The sequence below is a fragment of the Microbacterium sp. M4A5_1d genome (assembly GCF_053345465.1).
On record NZ_JBKFAD010000003.1, the window covers coordinates 604,645 to 621,777 of the forward strand.

14 protein-coding genes and 1 riboswitch are annotated in these 17,133 nt (G+C 71.8%); of the genes, 10 read left to right on the forward strand and 4 right to left on the reverse strand.

Features of this window, described 5'->3' with window-relative positions; translation table 11 throughout:
• Positions 1-48: 48 nt before the first annotated feature.
• Entirely contained in the window at positions 49-2,004 is a 1,956-nt protein-coding gene (locus ACLBWJ_RS14765; protein ID WP_447660630.1) for an ABC transporter ATP-binding protein, read from the forward strand.
• 84 nt (positions 2,005-2,088) lie between these two features.
• Here the strand turns inward: ACLBWJ_RS14765 and ACLBWJ_RS14770 are convergent, their stop codons facing one another.
• A complete protein-coding gene (locus ACLBWJ_RS14770) occupies positions 2,089-3,987 on the reverse strand; it encodes a phosphoenolpyruvate carboxykinase (GTP) (protein WP_447660631.1) in 1,899 nt (632 codons plus the stop codon).
• A gap of 118 nt (positions 3,988-4,105) precedes the next feature.
• Between ACLBWJ_RS14770 and ACLBWJ_RS14775 the strand changes: the two genes are divergently transcribed.
• On the forward strand, positions 4,106-5,548 hold the full coding sequence (locus ACLBWJ_RS14775) for a helix-turn-helix domain-containing protein (RefSeq protein WP_323986430.1): 1,443 nt from the start codon (positions 4,106-4,108) through the stop codon (positions 5,546-5,548).
• 125 nt (positions 5,549-5,673) lie between these two features.
• Here the strand turns inward: ACLBWJ_RS14775 and ACLBWJ_RS14780 are convergent, their stop codons facing one another.
• Entirely contained in the window at positions 5,674-6,753 is a 1,080-nt protein-coding gene (locus ACLBWJ_RS14780) for a winged helix DNA-binding domain-containing protein (RefSeq protein WP_447660632.1), read from the reverse strand.
• Between the two features lie 292 nt (positions 6,754-7,045).
• On the opposite strand from ACLBWJ_RS14780, the gene ACLBWJ_RS14785 reads away from it, so the two are divergent.
• Genes ACLBWJ_RS14785 through ACLBWJ_RS14795 form a run of 3 tightly spaced genes read left to right on the forward strand, consistent with a single transcriptional unit; the run spans position 7,046 to position 9,542 of the window.
• Positions 7,046-7,900, forward strand: coding sequence for an ABC transporter substrate-binding protein (locus ACLBWJ_RS14785; RefSeq protein ID WP_112617438.1), 855 nt, complete (start codon positions 7,046-7,048; stop codon positions 7,898-7,900).
• A gap of 20 nt (positions 7,901-7,920) precedes the next feature.
• Entirely contained in the window at positions 7,921-8,766 is an 846-nt protein-coding gene (locus ACLBWJ_RS14790; RefSeq protein ID WP_023955608.1) for an amino acid ABC transporter permease, read from the forward strand.
• Positions 8,763-9,542: an amino acid ABC transporter ATP-binding protein gene (locus ACLBWJ_RS14795; RefSeq protein ID WP_447660633.1), complete on the forward strand. Its 780-nt coding sequence runs from the start codon at positions 8,763-8,765 to the stop codon at positions 9,540-9,542. The genes ACLBWJ_RS14790 and ACLBWJ_RS14795 overlap by 4 nt, the downstream gene beginning before the upstream one ends.
• Before the next feature lie 85 nt (positions 9,543-9,627).
• Here the strand turns inward: ACLBWJ_RS14795 and ACLBWJ_RS14800 are convergent, their stop codons facing one another.
• Entirely contained in the window at positions 9,628-10,509 is an 882-nt protein-coding gene (locus tag ACLBWJ_RS14800) for a bifunctional methylenetetrahydrofolate dehydrogenase/methenyltetrahydrofolate cyclohydrolase (protein WP_447660634.1), read from the reverse strand.
• A 142-nt stretch (positions 10,510-10,651) separates the two neighbouring features.
• Positions 10,652-11,926 carry a serine hydroxymethyltransferase gene (gene glyA, locus ACLBWJ_RS14805; protein ID WP_447660635.1) on the reverse strand — a complete coding sequence of 425 codons (1,275 nt, stop codon included), beginning with the start codon at positions 11,924-11,926 and terminating at the stop codon, positions 10,652-10,654.
• Between the two features lie 53 nt (positions 11,927-11,979).
• Positions 11,980-12,063, reverse strand: a riboswitch (ZMP/ZTP riboswitch).
• Positions 12,064-12,131: 68 nt separating this feature from the next.
• Here glyA and ACLBWJ_RS14810 point away from each other — a divergent pair.
• The 5 genes from ACLBWJ_RS14810 to ACLBWJ_RS14830 all read left to right on the forward strand — a co-directional run bounded on the left by ACLBWJ_RS14810 (position 12,132) and on the right by ACLBWJ_RS14830 (position 17,098).
• Entirely contained in the window at positions 12,132-13,715 is a 1,584-nt protein-coding gene (locus tag ACLBWJ_RS14810; RefSeq protein ID WP_447660636.1) for a family 20 glycosylhydrolase, read from the forward strand.
• Entirely contained in the window at positions 13,703-14,863 is a 1,161-nt protein-coding gene (gene nagA, locus ACLBWJ_RS14815; protein WP_282501410.1) for an N-acetylglucosamine-6-phosphate deacetylase, read from the forward strand. The genes ACLBWJ_RS14810 and nagA overlap by 13 nt, the downstream gene beginning before the upstream one ends.
• Before the next feature lie 62 nt (positions 14,864-14,925).
• The gene (locus ACLBWJ_RS14820) at positions 14,926-15,324 is read left to right on the forward strand and encodes a YrdB family protein (RefSeq protein ID WP_274178943.1); all 399 of its coding nucleotides are present in this window, start codon (positions 14,926-14,928) and stop codon (positions 15,322-15,324) included.
• The gene (locus tag ACLBWJ_RS14825; RefSeq protein ID WP_274178944.1) at positions 15,321-16,688 is read left to right on the forward strand and encodes an FAD-binding oxidoreductase; all 1,368 of its coding nucleotides are present in this window, start codon (positions 15,321-15,323) and stop codon (positions 16,686-16,688) included. The genes ACLBWJ_RS14820 and ACLBWJ_RS14825 overlap by 4 nt, the downstream gene beginning before the upstream one ends.
• On the forward strand, positions 16,685-17,098 hold the full coding sequence (locus ACLBWJ_RS14830) for an NUDIX hydrolase (RefSeq protein ID WP_162815470.1): 414 nt from the start codon (positions 16,685-16,687) through the stop codon (positions 17,096-17,098). The genes ACLBWJ_RS14825 and ACLBWJ_RS14830 overlap by 4 nt, the downstream gene beginning before the upstream one ends.
• Positions 17,099-17,133 lie beyond the last annotated feature (35 nt).

Below are 17,133 nucleotides of genomic sequence, written 5' to 3' on the forward strand. Positions count from 1 at the left end.
AAAGAAGTACGGTCGAAGGAGAGAGCTTCGCCGAACCGAGGGAACCGCATGTCCGACACCCGCAGCCGCATGCGCGGCAGCCGCCGCCGCACCGACGAGGGCCCGCGCGCCCGCCTGTCGCAGCTGCTCCCGTACCTGTTCGAGCACAAGGGCGTGCTGGTGGCGGTCGCGGTACTCAGCATCGTCGAGGCGGTGGCCACGCTCGGCCAGCCGCTCGTCGTCGGGCAGGTCATCGAGCGTGTGCAGGTGGGTGACACCCTCGGCATCCTCGTGTGGGCGCTCGTGATCCTCGTCGTCGTCTCGTCGGCCATCGGCGCTTTCCAGCACTATCTGCTCCAGCGCACCGGCACGGCGGTGGTGTTCTCCAGCCGCCGCCGGCTCATCGCACGCCTGCTCCGACTGCCGATCTCGGAGTTCGACGCCCGACGCACCGGCGACCTGGTCTCGCGCGTGGGCACCGACACGACCCTGCTCTACGCCGTGCTCACCCAGGGGCTGGCCGACTCGGTCGGCAACGCGCTCATCTTCGTCGGCGCGATCGTCGCGATGCTCTTCATCGACCCGCTGCTGCTGCTGCTCATCGTCATCGTGATCGGAGCCTCGGTCGCCGTCGTCGTGGGTCTCAGCACCCGCATCCGTCGCGCCACGCGCGAACAGCAGGAACGGGTCGGCGAGCTGGCCTCGGGTGTCGAGCGGGCGATCGGATCGATCCGCACGATCCGCGCCGCCGGAGCGACCGAGCGCGAGGAGGCCGCCGTCACGGGGGCCGCACGCCAGGCTTATGACGCGGGCGTGCGCGTCGCGAAGGCGTCGGCCCTCGTCGTGCCCGTCGCGGGCGTCGCGCTGCAGCTGTCACTGCTCGTCGTGCTCGGCGTCGGCGGATACCGCGTCGCCTCGGGCGCCATCTCGATCGCGAGCCTCGTGACGTTCGTGATGTTCCTGTTCTTCCTCGTGCAGCCGCTCGCGTCGTTCCTCGGGGCGATCACCTCCGTCAATCAGGCGCTCGGCGCGCTCGGCCGCATCCAGGAGGTGCTCGACCTGCCCACGGAGGAATCGGCCGATCCGGATGCTGCAGCCACCGTAGCCGTCTCGGGCGACAGCGATGTCGCGATCGAGTTCCGAGACGTGCACTTCCGATACCCCGAGGCCGTCGTCGCCGCCCGGCGCTCGGCATCCGACGAAGCGCTGCGCACCCTCGCGGACGCACGCGTCGACACCTCGGCGGTCGCTGCGGTCACGGCCGATGAGACGGGTTCGCCGGCGAACGGCGCAGACGCCGCCGCCTCGTCCGCAGCGACAGCCGGAGCGACCGCCGTCCCCGAGGGCGAGGTGCTCCGCGGCGTGAGCTTCCGCGTTCCCCGCGGTGCGCGCGTGGCCCTCGTCGGTCCCTCGGGTGCGGGCAAGTCGACGACCCTCGCCCTGATCGAGCGGTTCTACGACGTCACCGGCGGAGCGGTGCTCGTCGGGGGTGACGACATCCGGTCCCTCCCCCGGGCCGAGCTGCGCGCGCAGCTCGGCTACGTCGAGCAGGACGCCCCCACCCTCGCCGGCACGATCGCCGACAACCTGCGCCTCGCCTCGCCCGGGGCTACGGACGCGGAGTGCGAGCGTGTGCTGCGCGCCGTCAACCTCGGCGATGTGCTCGAGCGCAGCGAGCTCGGTCTTCAGGCGCCCGTCGGCGAGGCGGGCGTCATGCTCTCGGGCGGCGAGCGTCAGCGCCTCGCGATCGCCCGCGCGCTGCTCGCTGCGCCCCCGATCCTGCTGCTGGACGAGTCGACGTCCTCGCTCGACGGACTCAACGAACAGCGGATGCGCGAGGCGATCGACGCCGTCGCGACGGGCCGCACCCTCGTGGTCATCGCGCACCGGCTCTCGACCGTCGTCGACAGCGACGTCATCGTGGTGCTCGACCACGGCCGGGTCGTCGGCCAGGGCACGCACTCCGAGCTCGTCCCCACGGTCCCGCTGTACCGCGACCTCGCGAAGCACCAGCTCTTGGTCTGACGCCGAGAACGCACCATCGCCGCGAACGCGCACCCTTTCCGGTGCGTTCTCGCGGCGACGGTGTGTTCTCGTGGCGGGCCGGGGTCAGGCCCGGTGGCCGAGGCGGTAGCGCAGGGCCTCGAGCTCGGCACGCAGGGCCGCGGGCAGCCGGTCACCGAAGGTGTCGTAGAACTCCTCGGTGAGGTCGGCCTCGCGCAGCCACGAGTCCGTGTCGACCGCGAACAGCTCATCGAGATCGCGCTGCGACACCTCGATGCCGTCGAGGTTGAGGTCCTCGGCGCGCGGGAGTCGTCCGATCGGGCTGTCGACCGCGTCGACCTCGCCATTCAGGCGCCGCACGATCCAGTCGATGACGCGCGAGTTGTCGCCGAACCCGGGCCACAGGAAGCGCCCGTCGCTGCCCTTGCGGAACCAGTTCACCTGGAAGACGCGGGGGGCCCGGTCGAACCGCAGCTTCTGCCCGACCTTCAGCCAGTGGGCGAAGTAGTCGCCCATGTTGTAGCCGCAGAACGGCAGCATGGCGAAGGGGTCGCGGCGCAGTTCCCCTAGCGTCCCCTCGGCCGCCGCCGTGCGCTCCGACGAGATGTTCGAGCCGATGAAGACGCCGTGCGTCCAGTCGGTCGCCTCGACGACGAGGGGGACGTTCGTCGCCCGGCGACCACCGAAGAGGATGGCGTCGAGTGGCACGCCCTCGGCGGCATCCCAATCCGACGCGATCTGCGGGCACTGAGCGGCGCTGACGGTGAAGCGCGAGTTGGGGTGCGCGGCCGGTCGGCCCGAGTCGGGGGTCCAGGGCTTGCCCTCCCAGTCGATGAGCTCGGCGGGCGCCTCGTCGGTGAGCCCCTCCCACCAGACGTCGCCGTCGGGACGCAGCGCCACGTTCGTGAAGATCGTGTTGCCCCACAGCGTCTCGACCGCCGTGACGTTGGTCGACTCGCCGGTGCCCGGCGCGACGCCGAAGAACCCGGCCTCGGGGTTGATCGCCCACAGCCGCCCGTCGGATCCCGGACGCAGCCACGCGATGTCGTCGCCGAGGGTCTCGACGCGCCAGCCCGGGATGGTGGGGCGCAGCATGGCGAGGTTCGTCTTGCCGCAGGCCGAGGGGAACGCCGCGGCCACGTGGTACGCCTTGCCGGCCGGGTCGATGACCCGGATGAGCAGCATGTGCTCGGCGAGCCAGCCCTCATCGCGGCCGATCACCGACGCGATGCGCAGCGCGAAGCACTTCTTGGCGAGGATGGCGTTGCCGCCGTAGCCCGACCCGAACGACCAGACCTCGAGGGTGTCCGGGAAGTGGACGATGTACTTCTCGTCGTTGCACGGCCACGCGACATCCGCCTCGCCGGGCGCCAGCGGTGCGCCGACCGAGTGGACGGTCTTGACCCAGGGCTTGCCGCCGGCGATCTCGTCGAGCACGGCCGCCCCGACGCGGGTCATGATGCCGGTCGACGCCACCGCGTAGGCGCTGTCGGTGACCTGCACGCCGATGTGCGAGAGCGGGCCGCCGACCGCTCCCATCGAGAACGGCACGACGTACATCGTGCGCCCGCGCATCGAACCCGCGAACAGGGGCGTGATGGTCGCCCGGATGTCGTCGGGTGCGACCCAGTTGTTGGTGGGGCCGGCATCCTCCTCGCGCTCGGACGCGATGAAGGTCCGCGCCTCGGTGCGGGCGACGTCGCTGGGGTGCGAGCGCGCGAGGTACGACCCGGGCCGCCACTCGGGGTTGAGCTTGATGAGCTTGCCCTCGTCGACCATCTCGCGCAGCAGCGCGTCGTTCTCGGCCGCCGACCCGTCGACCCAGTGGATCCGATCGGGCTGCGTGAGCGCGGCGATCTCGTCGACCCAGGCGACGAGATCGCCGAGAGGACCGGATGCCGCCGACGGCCGGGCGCCGAGGTCGGGCCGCGCGCGGAGGGGAGCGGCGCCCGCTGCGGTTGTGCCGGTGACGGCGGGGCGGGTGAAGAGGTCGGCGATGGCCATGTCGGTCTCCTACGTCGGCGGCGAGATCGGTGATACCTGACGATTCCAACGCACGAACACCCCGTCTTGCGGCGTTCAATGCCTTCAAGAAACCCGATTCTTTCCCTATGATCAAGGAATGGCCGCATCCGGAATCGAACTCGCAACCCTCGGGCACCGCATCCGCCATCACCGTGTCGCCCGCGGGCTGACACTCGACGAGCTCGGCGCTCAGGTCGGCGTCGCCGGCAGCCAGCTGAGTCTGATCGAGAACGGTCGACGCGAGCCGAAGCTCTCGCTGCTGCAGGCGATCGCGTCGGCGACCGGCACCGACGTGACCGACCTCCTCTCCCCGGAGCCCCCGAACCGCCGGGCCGCCCTCGAGCTCGAGCTGGAGCGGGCGCAGGCCAGTTCCGTCTTCCGGCGACTCGGCATCGCACCGGTGCGCGCGGGCAAGACGATGAGCGACGACACGCTCGAGTCCATCCTCGGACTGCATCGCGAACTGCAGCGCCGCGAGCGCGAGGCGATCGCGACCCCGGAGGAAGCCCGGCGTGCGAACACGGAGCTGCGCCTGCGGATGCGCGAGGTCGCGAACTACCTCCCTGACATCGAGCGCCTCGCCGAGAAGCAGCTCAAGGCGGCCGGACACACCTCGGGTGCGCTGACGCACCGCACCGTGAGCATCATGGCCGAGCAGCTGGGGTTCGAGCTGCTCTACGTCGCCGACCTTCCTCACTCGGCCCGCTCGGTCACCGACCTCGAGAACGGGCGCATCTACCTTCCGCCGGCCTCGATCCCGGGCGGTCACGGCCTGCGGTCGATGGCGCTGCAGGCGATGGCGCACCGCTTGCTCGGCCACACTCCCCCGAGCGACTACGCCGACTTCCTGCAGCAGCGCCTCGAGATCAACTACTACGCCGCGTGCTGCCTCATGCCCGAGACGGCCTCGGTCGCGTTCCTGTCGCAGGCGAAGAAGGACCGCAACCTCGCGGTCGAGGACTTCCGCGACGCGTTCGGGGTGACGCACGAGGCAGCCGGGATGCGCATGACGAACCTCATGACCCTGCATCTCGGCATCCCGCTGCACTTCCTGCGCGTGGATGGCGCGGGGGCCATCACGCGGGTCTACGAGAACGACGGCCTGCCGCTGCCGATGGACGTCACCGGCAGCGTGGAGGGCCAGGTCGTGTGCCGGGCCTTCTCGGCGCGGTCGGCGTTCGAGGAGCAGAACCGCACGGTCGAGCACTACCAGTACACCGACACCCCGGGCGGGACGTTCTGGTGCTCGAGCCAGACCGGGACCACCGCCGAGGGCGAGTTCTCGATCACCGTCGGCGTGCCGTTCGACGACGCCCGCTGGTTCCGCGGCCGCGAGACGCAGAAGCGGGCGACATCCACGTGCCCCGACGAGTCATGCTGCCGGCGGCCCGACCCCGACCTGACGTCGCGATGGGAGGGCAAGGCCTGGCCGAGCGCCCGCGTGCACATGCAGATGTTCTCGCCGCTGCCGCGCGGCAACTTCCCCGGTGTCGATGACGGCGAGGTCTACGCCTTCCTCGACCGCCACGCCGCCGGCTGACTCGCGGCCGGCGCGCCATAACTCCTCAGATTCACGCCGTCGGCAGGCCGGAATCACGAGCTCGCGCGGGTGCGGACGTATGGCCGCCGCGGGTGTGAGGAGTTAGCGCACCGCCACGCGGGAGCTCAGCCGGCGAGGAAGCGTGAGACCCGGGCGAGCGACGCCTCGATCGCGGATGCCGCGACCGCTGGGTCTGTCACGAGCGCGGGCTCAGGTGGCAGATGGTGCCGCCCGGCGGCGACGGAGTGGCGCCACGTGCCGATCACCTGTCCCCGGGAGACCAGGATCGGCGCGACCTGACCGTTCAGGGTGGGGCCGATCCGAGCCGCGAGGTCGGGGGCGCAGACGGTCGTCCGGTCGGCGTAGGAGAGGAAGTACTCGTCGAAGGCGGGGAGGGCGACGACATCCCCGCTGTCGCACTCCGGGTCTACCCCGGCAACGGATGCCGGCACGCCGGGCCCCGCGCCCGGTGCCGCGAACAGTCCGGCCTCGATCTCGACCACGCGGTCGCCGGCCGCCTCGGCCGCACGTTGTGCCATTCCGATCGGCAGCCCCGCCCACCAGCGGAAGTCCTCGACGCGGGCCGGTCCGTGCGAGCGGATGTAGCCGGCGAACATCTCGGCCAGCGGATCATCGGGCACCCGTCCGGACGGCAACTCGTCCACGGCGACCAAGAACTGGTCGCGGGTCGGTCCACCCTCGCGCGGCACCACCGGGCCGAAGGCGAGCACCCCGCGGACGGCGAGCGCCGAGAGGATGTGGTTGCCGCGCGAGCGCTCGGTCCCGATGCCGGCACCGCGCAGGAGGTCGGCGAACTCGTCGCGCGTGAGCCGGTTCCCGCCGCGCAGTGCCTGTCGGGCGGCACGCTCAGCCGTCGCCAGCACCGCCTCGTCGATCGCGAGCCCGCGCAGGATGCCCGCCGCGGCACGCTGTTGCCGGTCGGCGGTCACCGCAAGCATCCCGGCGAGGTCGACCGAGCGCACGATGTGCAGGGTGCCGCGTTGGGTCCATGAGCGCACGAGCGTGCCGTCCTCGAACGCGGCATCCACCTCGCTCAACGAAGGGTCGCCGGCAGTACGGAGGGCCAGCGCCCATCGACCCGACCAGAACTCCTGCGCCTGTACGGCGAGCATGTGGGCCCCGGCCTCGCCGAGTGACGACGCGGGTTCGCTCAGCTGGTGCGAGCGCAGCCGCTGCGTCGTCATCGCCCCCGCTCCCCTGCACCCTCCCCCACCGCCGTCGTCTCGCACGCCGCCGATCCTGCCCGACCCCACCCCCGCGGGTCCACCCCCTGCGAGGTCCCACTTGGGCCGGGTGTGAGCCGCGCTTACCCGGCCCAAGTGGGGCCTCGCGGGGGTCGGGGCCGCAGCCGGGCCCGCAGGGAGGCCGCGTAACACGACGACCCGCGCGCGCCGCGGCATCCCGGCCGGGTGAGAATGGATGCAGCCGCCGGTGACAGCACGCCGATGCGCGGCATCCGCACCCGGAGGTTCCCCGATGTCCCGCTCTCTCGTCCGCGCCGCCTCGATCGGCGTCGCCGCTCTGGCGATCGTCCTCGCCGGCTGCTCGTCCTCGCCCGCGCCCGCCGCCTCGGGCGATGCCGCGTCGGGACCCGCTGCCGAGGACTACGTCACCCCCGGCAAGCTCACCTTCGCCACGGGCGAGACGGCCTACGAGCCGTACTTCGTCGACGACGACCCCGAGTCGGGCGAGGGGTTCGAGGCCGCCGTCGCCTACGCCGTCGCCGACAAGCTCGGGTTCGCACCGGACGACGTCGTGTGGGTGCGCACGAGCTTCGAGGCCGCGATCGCGCCGGGTCCGAAGAGCTTCGACATCAACGTCCAGCAGTACACGATCACCGACGAGCGCAAGCAGGGCGTCGACTTCTCCTCGCCCTACTACTCCGCGAGCCAGTCGATCGTCGCGATCCGGGGCGGCGCGGCCGACGGCGTCTCCGACATCGCAGGGCTGACCGACCTCACGATCGGCGCGATGGCCAACTCCACGAGCGCGCAGACCCTCGCAGAGGTCGCGCCCGACGCCGAGGCTCGCCTGTACAACTCGAACGAGGATGCCGTGGCCGCGCTCGGCGCGGGACAGATCGATGCGATCGTGCTCGACACCCCCACCGCCTACCTCGCGGTCAACTTCTACATCGAGAACTCGTTCTTCGTCGGCGAGCTGCCGAAGGCGGGCATCGAGGACGAATGGGGCCTGCTGCTCGCGAAGAACTCGCCGCTCACCCCCGCCGTGACGGCCGCCGTCGACGAGCTGCGCGAGGACGGCACCCTCGCCGAGCTCGAGCAGAAGTGGCTCTCGGGACTCACGGAGGGCGTGACGCTCCTCCAGTGAGGGCGCGCTAGCGTCTATCCGTGACCACCTCCGTCCCGAGCGCGCTCGAACTCGAGCGCCGAGCGTATCGGCGCGGCCGCGAGCGCCGGTCGGTCCTGATCGCCGTCGCTTCGACACTCGCCTTCGCCGCGGTCGTCTGGGTGACCGTGATCAACACGGAGGGCTGGGCGACCGTCCAGCGGAGCTTCTTCGACCCCGCCGTCGCGCTGCAGGCCCTCCCCGAGGTGTGGCAGGGCTTCCTCGTGAACCTGCAGGTGCTCGCCATCTCGGTCTTCACGGTCGCCGCGGTGGCGCTGGTACTGGCGCTGCTGCGGACCCTGCGCGGACCGGTGTTCTTCCCGCTCCGGCTGATCGCCGCGGCCTACACCGACCTCTTCCGCGGTCTGCCCTTCGTCATCGTGCTCTATCTGATCGGATTCGGGCTGCCGACGATCCTGAACACCCGCATCGATCCGGTGCTTCTGGGAGTCCTCGCCATCACGCTGACGTACTCCGCCTACGTCGCGGAGGTCGTGCGGGCGGGCATCGAGTCGGTGCATCCGTCGCAGCGTCTCGCCGCCCGCGCGCTCGGGCTCAGCTACCCGCAGACCCTCGTGCGGGTCGTGCTGCCGCAGGCGCTGCGCAAGATGACCCCGCCGCTCATGAACGATTTCATCTCCATGCAGAAGGATGTCGGACTGATCTCGATCCTCGCGGCGTTCGACGCGATCGCCGAGGCGCGGGGCGTGGTCGCGACGACCTACAACTTCACCCCGTACGTCGTGGCAGGCGTGCTGTTCGTGCTGCTCGCGATCCCGACGATCCGACTGACGGACTGGTACACCGCGAGGCTCCGACGCCGCGAGCAGACGGGATCGATCCTGTGAGCCGGAATCGACCCGGCAGTGCGCTCGACACCGAGCCCGGCAGCGTCGCCGACGTGCTGCGCGCCCGCGGCATCCGCAAGTCGTTCGGCGACAAAGAGGTGCTGCGCGGCGTCGATGTGTCGCTCGCCCGGAACGAGGTCGTTGCCCTCATCGGTGCTAGCGGTTCGGGCAAGTCGACCCTGCTGCGCTGCCTCGGGCTGCTGGAGCCGATCGACGACGGGCAGATCCTGCTCGCCGGCGACGACATCTCCGACCCCCGCGTCGACGCGAACGCGGTGCGGGCACGGCTGGGCGCGGTGTTCCAGAGCTACAACCTCTTCCCCCACCTGTCCGTGCTCGACAACGTGACCCTCGCCTCGCGGGTCGTGCACCGCGTGCCCCGGCGCGAGGCGGAGGCGCGTGCGCGGGACTTGCTCGCGCGCATCGGGCTCGCCGACAAGGCCGGGGAGCACCCCGACCGGCTCTCGGGCGGTCAGCAGCAGCGAGCGGCGATCATCCGCGCGATCGCCACGGATCCCGAAGTGCTGCTGCTCGACGAAATCACCTCGGCGCTCGACCCCGAACTCGTCGGGGAGGTGCTCGAGCTCGTCCGCGACCTCGCGGTGGCCGGCTCGACGATCCTCATGGCGACGCACGAGATGGCGTTCGCGCGGGATGTCGCCGACCGCGTCGTCTTCCTCGACCAGGGCGTCATCGTCGAGGAGGGCGCGCCGTCGGAGGTGTTCGGCGCTCCCCGCGAGCCCCGGACCCGCGCCTTCCTCTCCCGCTTCCTCTGAGCTCCCGTCGACTCGCCAGAGAACGCGGATCCGGGCGGGCCGGCATCCGCACTTTCTGGCGAGTCGACGGGTGGAGGAAGCAGGGTCAGGCGGTCGCGCGCTCGGCGGCCTCGACGACGTTGGTCATCAGCAGGGCGACCGTCATCGGGCCGACGCCGCCCGGGTTGGGCGAGAGGAAGCCCGCGACCTCGGCGACATCTGGCGCGATGTCTCCGTAGACCTTCGACTTGCCGGTCTCGGGATCGTTCTCGCGGGTCACGCCCACGTCGAGGACGGCGGCGCCTGGCTTGACGTCCGCGGCGGTGACGAGGTGCTTCACGCCCGCGGCACCCACGATGACGTCGGCCTCGCGCAGGTGCGCGCCGAGGTCGGCGGTGCCGGTGTGAGTCAGGGTCACCGTGGCGTTGATCTCGCGGCGGGTCAGCAGCAGACCGATGGACCGGCCGATCGTGACACCGCGCCCGACGACGACGACGTTCTTGCCCGCGAGGTCGTATCCGTTGCGCTGCAGCAGCTCGATGACGGCACGCGGCGTGCACGGCAGCGGCGTCGTGATGGGGTCGTTGACATTGAGCACGAGACGCCCGAGGTTGACGGGGTGCAGGCCGTCGGCATCCTTCGCGGGATCGATGCGCTCGAGAACCCGGTCGGTGTCGAGGTGCTTGGGCAGCGGCAGCTGCACGATGTAGCCGTGGCACGTCGGGTCGGCGTTGAGGCGGTCGATGACCTCCTCGACCTCCGCCTGCGTCGACTCGGCCGGCAGCTCGATCTGGATCGAGTTCATGCCGATCGCCTCGGACTCGCGGTGCTTCATCCCGACGTACAGCTGGGATGCCGGGTCGGCCCCGACGAGCACCGTCGCGATACCCGGGGTGACTCCGCGGGCCTCCAGCGCGGCGACGCGGTCGGCCAGTTCGGTCTTGATGGCAGCGGCGGTGGCCCGCCCGTCGAGCTTCTGCGCGGTCATGTCGTTCTCCGTTCGAGAGGGTCGCGGTCGCCGGGGCGCGGTCGCCGAGAACATACGCTCCGGGCGAGAACGTACCGTGCGGGGTGCGTTCTCGCGGGGAGGGTGCGTTCTCGGCGACCGGCCGGCGACCGGCGACGCCGGGTTACTGCTGCAGGCCGGGGTACAGCGGGAAGGCGTCGGCGAGCGTCGCCACGCGAGCACGCAGGGCCTCGAGTTCAGCGCCGGGCTGCAGCGCGAGCGCGATGATGTCGGCGACCTCGGTGAACTCGGCGTCGCCGAAGCCGCGGGTCGCGAGAGCCGGCGTTCCGATTCGCAGGCCCGAGGTCACCATCGGCGGGCGCGGGTCGTTGGGCACCGCGTTGCGGTTGACGGTGATGTGGATCTCGTGCAGCAGGTCTTCGGCCTGCTTGCCGTCGATCGCCGCGTCGCGCAGGTCGACGAGCACGAGGTGCACGTCGGTGCCGCCCGAGCGGACGGCGATGCCGGCACCCGCGACATCCTGCTGCGTCAGACGGTCGGCGATGATCGCGGCGCCGCGCACGGTGCGCTCCTGGCGCTCCTTGAACTCCGGCGTCGCGGCGAGCTTGAACGCCGTCGCCTTCGCGGCGATGACGTGCATGAGCGGGCCGCCCTGCTGGCCCGGGAAGACCGCGGTGTTGATCTTCTTCGCCAGGTCGGCGTCGTTGGTGAGGATGATGCCCGAGCGGGGGCCGCCGATGGTCTTGTGCACCGTCGACGAGACGACGTGGGCGTGCGGCACCGGCGACGGGTGCACACCGGCGGCGACGAGACCGGCGAAGTGCGCCATGTCGACCCAGAGGTACGCGCCGACCTCGTCCGCGATCGCACGGAAGGCGGCGAAGTCGAGCTGGCGGGGGTAGGCCGACCAGCCGGCGATGATCACCTTCGGCTTGTGCTCGAGGGCGAGGCGACGGACCTCGTCCATGTCGATCAGCGAGGTGTCGGGGTTCACGCCGTAGGCGACGATGTCGTAGAGCCGGCCCGAGAAGTTGATCTTCATGCCGTGGGTGAGGTGGCCGCCGTGGTCGAGCGAGAGGCCGAGGAGCGTGTCACCGGGGCGCGCGATCGCGTGCAGGACGGCGGCGTTGGCCGTCGCGCCCGAGTGGGGCTGGACGTTGGCGAACTCGGCGCCGAAGAGCGCCTTGGCCCGCTCGATCGCGAGCTCTTCGGCGACGTCGACCTCTTCGCAGCCGCCGTAGTAGCGGCGACCCGGGTAACCCTCGGCGTACTTGTTGGTGAGCACGGAACCCTGCGACTGCAGCACCGAGACGGGCACGAAGTTCTCGGACGCGATCATCTCGAGGTAGCCGCGCTGGCGGTCGAGCTCGCGCTCGAGCACCTGGGCGATCTCGGGGTCGACCTCGGCGAGCGGGGCGTTGAAGTACGAATCGGTCATGACGATCTCCAGACGACGGCTTTCGGGACGGAGCTTACGAGCAGTGAAGGTTCCACATCGGCCCAGGCGTGCGGTCGAATGCCGTGTCGGTCGCTCCCCGGTGGTGGCCCACCTCAACGCCAGTCGCGACGCGTCGAGCATAACGGATGCCGCGCTGATACGCTGGCTCGAAAGTTTGTTAGGCACCCTTACAGATAGGGGCGCGATGACGTCGCTGCCGCTGGTCCCGTTGCCCTCCTCCGTCACGCCCGCGGCGGGGGTGATGTTCGCCCTGACCGGCGCCGTCTCCGTGACGGGAGAGCCGGATGCCGCGGGCGTCCTGCACCGGCTCGTCCTGACCCGGACCGGCGTGCACCTCACCGCGGCCGCCGGCACCGCGGAGCCCGACAGCACCGCGGAGCCCGACAGCGCCGCGGAGCCCGACAGCGCCGCGGAGCCCGACAGCGCCGCGGAGCTCGACGGCGCCGCCATCGACGTCGCCGTCGACGGGGACGGGCCGCCCGAGTCGTACCGGCTGTCGGTCGACCACCGCCGCATCTCGATCCGGGGCGCCGACTCCGCGGGCCTCTTCTACGGCGTGCAGACTCTCGGCCAGCTGATCACCCGCTCCTCCGACGGCTGGGTGATTCCGGGGGTCGACATCGACGACGCCCCCCGCTTCGGGTATCGCGGCGTGATGCTCGATGTCGCCCGCCACTTCCACGACGTCGCGACCGTCACCGCCTACCTCGAGCGGGCGGCGAGCCTCAAGTTCAACGTCCTGCACCTGCACCTCAGCGACGACCAGGGATGGCGGCTCGCGCTGACCCGCCGCCCGGAGCTCACCGCCCGTGCGGCGGCGAGCGCGGTGGGCGGCGGTGCCGGCGGCTTCTTCACGGCCGACGACTACCGCGCGATCATCGCCCATGCCGCGGCGAACCACATGACCGTCGTGCCCGAGTTCGACATGCCCGGCCACACCCACGCCGTCGGGCTCGCCTACCTCGAGGTCGCCGCGCCACCGGCGCTGGCCGGGTGGGATGCCGCGGGCGGCCCCGCTCCCGTCGCCGGCGAGGCGTACACGGGCATGGGCGTCGGCTTCTCGTCGCTGCGCATCGGCGCACCCGAGACCGATGCCTTCGTCGACGACGTCCTGACGGAGCTGGCGGAGCTGACCCCCGGCCCCTACCTGCACTTCGGCGGTGACGAGGCGCACGGCACCCCGGCGGAGGACTTCGCGGCCTTCGTGGCCCGCACCTCGCGGGTCATCGCCGACCTCGGCAAGACGCCGATCGCCTGGCACGAGGCCGGCGCCGCCGCGGATCTCGCGCCCGGCACGATCGGCCAGTACTGGGGCCTCGTCTCGCCGACCGACGGTGCCGACGAACGTGCGCGGGCCTTCGTCGCGCGCGGCGGCCGCGTCATCCTCTCGCCCGCCGACGCCGTGTACCTCGACATGAAACCGACGGCCGATGCTCCCCTCGGCCTGACCTGGGCGAACGGTCCGACGAGCCTCGAACGGGCCTACTCGTGGGAGCCCGGCGAGGTCGTGTCCGGCATCTCGGACGACGACATCCTCGGGGTCGAAGCGCCGCTGTGGACCGAGACCGTCCGCGACCTGGACGACATCGATGCACTCACCTTCCCTCGCATCGCGGCGGCCGCTGAAGCCGCCTGGTCGGCTGCGACCGGCAGCGCAGACAACCGCACGTGGGAGTCCTTCCGCGAACGCGTCGGCGCGCTCGGACCGCTGTGGACGACCCTCGGCATCCGCTTCCCCGCTTCCCCGGAGGTCGCATGGACGGTCTGAACCGCGTCATCCATTCCGTTCGGCTCGTCGACGGGGGCCGCGAGATGCCCGACTCCTGGCTCGTCGTGCGCGACGGGCGGGTCGCCGCGCAGGGCACCGGCGGCGCGTGGCGCGATGCCGTCGCCGAAGAACCGGTCGACGAGGTCGTCGATGCCACCGATGCCGCCGGCCCCGGCGCGATCCTCACTCCCGGCTTCATCGACATCCACGGCCACGGCGGCGGCGGCGCGGCATACGACGACGGTGCCGAGGCGATCCGCACCGCGCGCGCGCTGCACCGGGCGCACGGCACGACCCGAGCGGTCATCTCGCTCGTCACGGCATCCGTCGACGACCTCGTCCGACGGGTCGCCGCCATCGCCGACCTCGCCGAGACGGATGCCACGGTGCTCGGCTCGCACCTCGAGGGGCCGTTCCTCGATCCCGGACACCACGGCGCCCACGATCCGGATCTGCTGATCGGACCCGCCGCCGACGCCGTGGCGCGGCTGCTCGAGGCCGGCCGCGGCACCGTCCGCCAGGTCACGATCGCTCCGGAGCTGCCGGGCGCGCTCACCGCGATCGAGCGCATCGTCGCCGCGGGCGCGGCCGCCGCCGTCGGTCACACCGACGCCGACGCCGAGACCGCTCGACGGGCCTTCGACGCCGGCGCCACGATCCTCACCCACGCCTTCAACGCCATGCCGGGCCTCCACCACCGTGAGCCCGGTCCGATCGGCGCGGCCACCGCCGACCCACGCGTCACGCTCGAGGTCATCGCCGACGGCGTGCACCTCGCCCCCGAGGTGGTGCGGATCGCCTTCGCCGCCGCACCGGGGCGCATCGCGCTCGTCACCGACGCGATGGCGGCCGCCGGATCGGCCGACGGAGACTACGTGCTCGGGGCGCTCGCGGTGCGCGTCGAGAACTCCGTGGCGCGGCTCGCCGACGACACGATCGCCGGATCCACCCTGACGCAGGATGCCGCGCTGCGGACGGCCGTCGCCGCGGGCGTGGCGCTGCCGACAGCTGTGACGGCGCTGACGGCTACTCCGGCCCGCGCGATCGGACGTCCCGACCTCGGCAGGCTCGAGATCGGGAGCCCGGCCGATGCCGTCCTGCTCGACGCCGACCTGCGCGTCCGCCGCGTCTGGACCGGGCGCGCGTGACCCGTTCGCCCGAGGTCCCTCCCGAGGTCGGCGACGTGAGGCCGGCGCCTAGAATCGGAGGCATGTCCGAACTGCCGAACGTCCGTCCCGCCACCCCCGAGGCGCCGCAGCAGGCGGCCGGCACGCGACGGGCTCTCTCGGCGATCGACCTCCTCGCCTTCGCCTGCCAGCTCTTCGCCTTCGTCACCTTCGCGATCTGGGGCTTCGCGGCGTGGGACTTCCCCCTCAACCTGGTCTTCGGCATCGGCGCTCCGGTCGCCGCGATCCTCCTGTGGGCCCTGTTCGTCTCGCCGCGTGCCGTGCTCATGGTGCACCCGTTCGTGCGCGCCCTCGTCGAGCTGTTCGTCTACGCCTCGGCCACCATCGCGTGGTGGAGCATGGACCAGGCCTGGGTCGGTCTCGTCTTCGGGGTCATCGCGGTGACCTGCGGTGTGATCGCCGGTCGCCGGCGCCTGTCATGACCGCTCCCGACGTCGTCGCCCGGCTCGTCGCCGAGCTCGGCGACCGCGTCGACGTCTCGGATGCCGGTCGGGCCGCCGCTCGGGCGGACAAGTCGGGCCAGGCGGCATCCGGATCGCCCCTCGCCGTCGTTCACGCCCGCACCGTCGAGGACGTCCAGGCGACGATGCGCATCGCCTCCGCGACCGGCACCCCGGTCGTGCCGCGGGGCGCCGGCACCGGCCTCGCGGGCGGCGCCAACACGGGCGCGGGTGAGATCGGGCTCTCGCTGCGTTCGATGGACCGCATCCTCGAGGTCCGCCCCGACGACCTCATCGCCGTCGTCGAGCCCGGCATCCTCAACGGGCAGCTGAACACGGCGCTCGCGGAGCACGGCCTCTGGTGGGCGCCCGATCCCGCGAGCCGCGACATCTCGACCGTCGGCGGCAACATCGCCACCGGCGCGGGCGGCCTGCTCTGCGCGAAGTACGGGGTGGTGCGAGACGCGGTCCTCGGCCTCGATCTCGTGCTGGCAGACGGTCGCCTGATGCGTCTCGGACATCGCACCGTCAAAGGCGTGACCGGCCTCGACCTGACCTCGCTCGTCATCGGGTCGGAGGGCATCCTGGGCGTCGTCGTCGCGGCGACGCTGAAGCTCCGCCGCCTCGTCCCCGGCCAGGCCCGGACGATCGCCGCGACGTTCTCCGATGTGCGTTCCGCCGCGGTCGCGGCATCGGCGGTCACGGCGGCCGGGATCCAGCCGGCGATCATGGAGCTGATGGACGCGACCTCCCTCGCCGCCTCGCACCGCCTGCTCGGGCTTCCCGCCCCCACGCCCGGTGCCTCGCAGCTGACGGTCCAGACCGACGGCCCGGGCGCGACGGCCGAGGCGGAGGCCGTCGTCGCGGTGCTCGCGGCCGCCGGCGGCACCGTGCGCCTTGCCGCCGATGACGCCGAGGCCCAGCAACTGTGGACGGTGCGGCGGTCGATGCATCCCGCGATGGAGACCCTCGGAACCGCGCTCATCGAGGACGTCTCGGTGCCGCGCAGCGCCCTGCCCGCGATGTTCGACGAGATCGCCCGCATCGAGGAGCGCTTCGGTCTGACGATCCCGACCGTGTGCCACGCGGGCGACGGCAACCTGCACCCGAACTTCATCTTCGACGGCGACGAGGTCCCGGAGGTCATCTGGGAGGCGGCGGAAGACCTCTTCCAGTCGGCGCTGCGCCTCGGCGGAACGCTCACCGGCGAGCACGGCGTCGGCGTCCTCAAGCGGCGCTGGCTCGCGGACGAGCTCGGCGACGACCAGTGGGAGCTCCAGCGGCGCATCGCGCGGGTCTTCGACCCCGCCGGCATCCTGAACCCCGGAAAGGTGTTCGCGCCGTGAGCGACTCCGTCCCGGCCGGGGAGGTCCACGTGAGTGCGGCGGTCGTGACCGACGGCGACGGGCGTACCCTGCTCGTCCGGAAGCGCGGCACCGAGCGGTTCATGGCGCCCGGTGGCAAGCCCGAGCCGGGCGAGTCCGCCGGCGCGGCCCTCGTCCGCGAGCTGCACGAGGAGCTCGGCGTCGTCGTGGCCGAGCCCGACCTCGTCTACCTCGGCCGGTTCGAGTCGGATGCCGCGAACGAGCCGGGCTTCCGCGTCGTCGCCGAGGCGTTCGCGATCACGCTCGACCCCGCGTCGGTCAGCGCCGCCGCCGAGATCGCGGAGGCGCGCTGGCTCACCGCTCCCGAAGCCGCGGCGTTGCCGCTCGCACCGCTCAGCACCGAGCACCTGCTTCCGCTCGCCTGGGCCTGAACGGCGGCACCCAGCGCCCCCACGGGCACGTCCCG

Coding starts and splice junctions, on each gene's coding strand:
- ACLBWJ_RS14765 (WP_447660630.1), top strand. CDS start 49: ATGTCCGACACCCGCAGCCGCATGCGCGGCAGCCGCCGCCGCACCGAC.
- ACLBWJ_RS14770 (WP_447660631.1), bottom strand. CDS start 3,987: ATGGCCATCGCCGACCTCTTCACCCGCCCCGCCGTCACCGGCACAACC.
- ACLBWJ_RS14775 (WP_323986430.1), top strand. CDS start 4,106: ATGGCCGCATCCGGAATCGAACTCGCAACCCTCGGGCACCGCATCCGC.
- ACLBWJ_RS14780 (WP_447660632.1), bottom strand. CDS start 6,753: ATGACGACGCAGCGGCTGCGCTCGCACCAGCTGAGCGAACCCGCGTCG.
- ACLBWJ_RS14785 (WP_112617438.1), top strand. CDS start 7,046: ATGTCCCGCTCTCTCGTCCGCGCCGCCTCGATCGGCGTCGCCGCTCTG.
- ACLBWJ_RS14800 (WP_447660634.1), bottom strand. CDS start 10,509: ATGACCGCGCAGAAGCTCGACGGGCGGGCCACCGCCGCTGCCATCAAG.
- glyA (WP_447660635.1), bottom strand. CDS start 11,926: ATGACCGATTCGTACTTCAACGCCCCGCTCGCCGAGGTCGACCCCGAG.
- ACLBWJ_RS14810 (WP_447660636.1), top strand. CDS start 12,132: ATGACGTCGCTGCCGCTGGTCCCGTTGCCCTCCTCCGTCACGCCCGCG.
- nagA (WP_282501410.1), top strand. CDS start 13,703: ATGGACGGTCTGAACCGCGTCATCCATTCCGTTCGGCTCGTCGACGGG.
- ACLBWJ_RS14820 (WP_274178943.1), top strand. CDS start 14,926: ATGTCCGAACTGCCGAACGTCCGTCCCGCCACCCCCGAGGCGCCGCAG.
- ACLBWJ_RS14825 (WP_274178944.1), top strand. CDS start 15,321: ATGACCGCTCCCGACGTCGTCGCCCGGCTCGTCGCCGAGCTCGGCGAC.